This window comes from Enterobacter cloacae complex sp. 277I4 (assembly GCF_050031465.1).
Lineage (GTDB): Bacteria > Pseudomonadota > Gammaproteobacteria > Enterobacterales > Enterobacteriaceae > Enterobacter > Enterobacter cloacae.
Window position 1 is genome coordinate 1 of record NZ_JBLGWC010000007.1, and the last position, 2,745, is coordinate 2,745.

Here is a 2,745-nt window from a genome sequence, read left to right on the forward strand (position 1 = left end):
CGCCGTGGCCTTCTTGCTTCCCTGTTAAGCTTCTTCCTGGAAGATGCCAGGAAATTTCCGCCCCGCCAGTAAGCCGGTACCGCTCGCCGCAGCCGAACGACCGAGCGGAGCGAGTCAGTGAGCGAGGAAGCGGAATATCTCCGGGCTTATCTTTGGCACCGTACGCGCCATAGCTGCATTTTTTAATACGATGCAGGATAGGGCAAACGCCGCAAAATGACGTCATCCGACATCATTCCGCCGCGTTCGTCCAGTGACCTACAGTCGGCTCTGGGGTGTCGGGGCTGTGCCCTGACCAGGCGTTTTGGAGTATCGCCACCGTGGTGGCGGTGCTACAACACATATCCTGTCCCTTCCTTGGCATCTCTGAAGTTTAGCCAGTATACACTCCGCTAGCGCTACGTGACTGGTTCAGGGCTGCGCCCCGACACCCGCTAAAAGCACTGACGCGCCTGCGGCTTGCCCAACCCCGCGCCGTCCGGGAAAGAATTTCCCGATCGACCCGACGTTTCTGTTTACCTGTGATGTTAACGTTTGGATCTTTTTCCCGGGTTTACCTATTTTCTTCTAATGAAGCGTTCACAGCTGACGTTAATAGATGGGTGCTTCATGTTTGGTTTTTCACCAGGAGAACTTATGAACCTTTGCCCCGATGAACGTCTGCTCTTTGTGCGGATGATTTCCGCTATGCTTCGCCGTTCGGGCGGTGATGCGGGTGCTGTTATGTTTGAGGCGTATCGCCATATTGTGTCCGATACCAATCAAGCTCGTCGTTCCTACATGCTCGACCTGCTCGAAAGCGTCAGGCATGACTATGTACACGGTGGATATACATAGTTGCCATGGATACGCTTTTCGTCTAAGTGAGCGTTCTTTTCGTCTCTTTATTCGCCGTCCTGTATGCCGAAGCGTGCGCTCAGCTTCTGATAAAGCGCTTCTGCCTGTTCGTGCATTCGCTCACAGTCGGCTGCCTCGTCATCAAGATCGAGCACGTCGAGTTTTTCGAGCAGCAGCAGCGACTGCGCCCGGATAAATTTTGCCATGTTCAGTGCGGCTGATTCCTGTTTTGTCATACGGCTTTTTCCCGGTTTTATGGTGATCGCAGACTGAAATCTTACTTCATTCACTTGAGTGCATAGCCATGCAGGTACGCAGAAATCATCAGCGCGTTTCTGAGCGGTTTTCAGGGGGTAAGATGTGTTCTTTTGCAGGTGAGGTCGTAGAAACGCCCTGAGAGCCTCTCAGGCGGTGCACGCAACGGATGTTATGTTCAATCTGGCGGTGCAGCATAGTTATCATCGCACCTACAGACCGCTTGTTGTATTCAGAACAATATTTATTTGTATAATTTGTATTTTGTTGTATTATTTCTTCAAATTAGAGCGGTGGGGTAATAATAATATGAATGGTATGTCTGACGTAAGACTAAAGAAATCAACTATTGAGAGCCTAAAAGAGTACGTGAATGACTTTGGCATGACGGTTGATGATGTTGTCCTGAACTTAATTGAAGAGAATAATTCATTAAAATCGTTATTAGGTCAGGGCTTTTCTTTGCCTGGTGGAGATAAGGACACACATTCCTTCAAGGATTACGTGATTCATAAGCTTCCAAAAGGAAAGATCTTGGTTACCAAAGACGGGCTTAAAGTTAGCAACATGAAGAAGGTATTGATCGAGGCAGGGAGCGCTGTAGGGATGGATGATAAAGAGCTAAACCCTGACTTTACGACCTATGAAATAGGCCGTTTTCTCTTCAAACATCTTCAGGGATAAAGGTGTCTACCAGTTCGTGGCCGGGATTTTAGGTTCAATTCAGCTAGTTCCCGGACAGAAAAAAAGCCACCGTGTAGGTGGCTTTTTTATTCCTGCTTTAGGCAAAGCATTATTGATAGCATTTGCAAGCAAACCGTTAGCGACTTCTGCTGAATGCTTCTGGGCGGATTCAAGTTCGAAGTGCAACGCTAAGCCGCCTGTCTTAGCTCAGCAAAGACCACTGAAGGTTGCCGGAATCCAAGACATTTCCGTGGCCTGCTATTCAGTGCTCTCTGGTACTTGCGGAGCTCCCCTGTGTGATAAGTCAGGTGTGGAATTTTTACGTATAAGGCCCCGCTAGGCGGAAACCAATACTGAAGCCAAATCACTGGTAAACAGCCGGATCTTCTTGTGATCCTTTTACTCTCGTCGTAATCTCATGTCCTGTAAACAAAAAAACCACCGCTACCAACGGTGGTTCGTTTGCCGGAATCAAGAGCTACCAACTCTTTCTTCCGAAGGTAACTGGCTTTCACGGAGCGCAGATACCAAAACTGTCCTTCCAGTGTAGCCGCAGTCAGGCCGCCACTTCAAGAACTCTGTAGAAGCACTCTACTACCCTGCTCCGTGAATCCTCTTACCAATGGCTGCTGCCAATGGCGTTAAGTCGTGTCTTTCCGGGTTGGACTCAAGACGATAGTTACCGGACAAGGCGCAGCGGTCGGACTGAACGGGGGGTTCGTGCATACAGTCCAGCTTGGAGCGAACTGCCTACCCGGAACTGAGTGTCAGGCGTGGAATGAGATAAACGCGGCCATAACAGCGGAATGACACCGGTAAACCGAAAGGCAGGAACAGGAGAGCGCACGAGGGAGCCACCAGGGGGAAACGCCTGGTATCTTTAAGTCCTGTCGGGTTTCGCCACCACTGATTTGAGCGTCAGATTTCGTGATGCTTGTCAGGGGGGCGGAGCCTATGGAAAAACGGCTT

At 49.8% G+C, this 2,745-nt stretch carries 4 protein-coding genes and 1 pseudogene; 2 read left to right on the forward strand and 3 right to left on the reverse strand.

Annotated elements, in window-relative coordinates; translation table 11 throughout:
- The first annotated feature begins 609 nt into the window (after positions 1-609).
- Positions 610-837 (forward strand): hypothetical protein, encoded by a 228-nt coding sequence (locus ACQG19_RS27415; RefSeq protein ID WP_224019247.1) that lies wholly within the window; start codon positions 610-612, stop codon positions 835-837.
- Between the two features lie 47 nt (positions 838-884).
- Here ACQG19_RS27415 and ACQG19_RS27420 read toward each other — a convergent pair whose 3' ends face one another.
- Complete coding sequence (locus ACQG19_RS27420) at positions 885-1,073, reverse strand: Rop family plasmid primer RNA-binding protein (RefSeq protein ID WP_000165998.1); 189 nt, start codon at positions 1,071-1,073, stop codon at positions 885-887.
- Positions 1,074-1,266: 193 nt separating this feature from the next.
- On the opposite strand from ACQG19_RS27420, the gene ACQG19_RS27425 reads away from it, so the two are divergent.
- Positions 1,267-1,776, forward strand: coding sequence for a hypothetical protein (locus ACQG19_RS27425; protein WP_045270081.1), 510 nt, complete (start codon positions 1,267-1,269; stop codon positions 1,774-1,776).
- A gap of 188 nt (positions 1,777-1,964) precedes the next feature.
- Here the strand turns inward: ACQG19_RS27425 and ACQG19_RS27430 are convergent.
- Both ACQG19_RS27430 and ACQG19_RS27435 read right to left on the reverse strand, forming a co-directional pair.
- Positions 1,965-2,066 (reverse strand): annotated as a pseudogene (locus ACQG19_RS27430) (IS30 family transposase); the annotation flags it as partial.
- A gap of 304 nt (positions 2,067-2,370) precedes the next feature.
- Positions 2,371-2,502, reverse strand: coding sequence for a hypothetical protein (locus ACQG19_RS27435; protein ID WP_052684121.1), 132 nt, complete (start codon positions 2,500-2,502; stop codon positions 2,371-2,373).
- Positions 2,503-2,745: the final 243 nt, after the last annotated feature.

What these genes read in the sequence shown, in the direction of transcription:
- ACQG19_RS27415 (WP_224019247.1), top strand. Translation starts at nt 610, where the DNA reads ATGTTTGGTTTTTCACCAGGAGAACTTATGAACCTTTGCCCCGATGAA.
- ACQG19_RS27420 (WP_000165998.1), bottom strand. Translation starts at nt 1,073, where the DNA reads ATGACAAAACAGGAATCAGCCGCACTGAACATGGCAAAATTTATCCGG.
- ACQG19_RS27425 (WP_045270081.1), top strand. Translation starts at nt 1,267, where the DNA reads ATGTTCAATCTGGCGGTGCAGCATAGTTATCATCGCACCTACAGACCG.
- ACQG19_RS27435 (WP_052684121.1), bottom strand. Translation starts at nt 2,502, where the DNA reads ATGCACGAACCCCCCGTTCAGTCCGACCGCTGCGCCTTGTCCGGTAAC.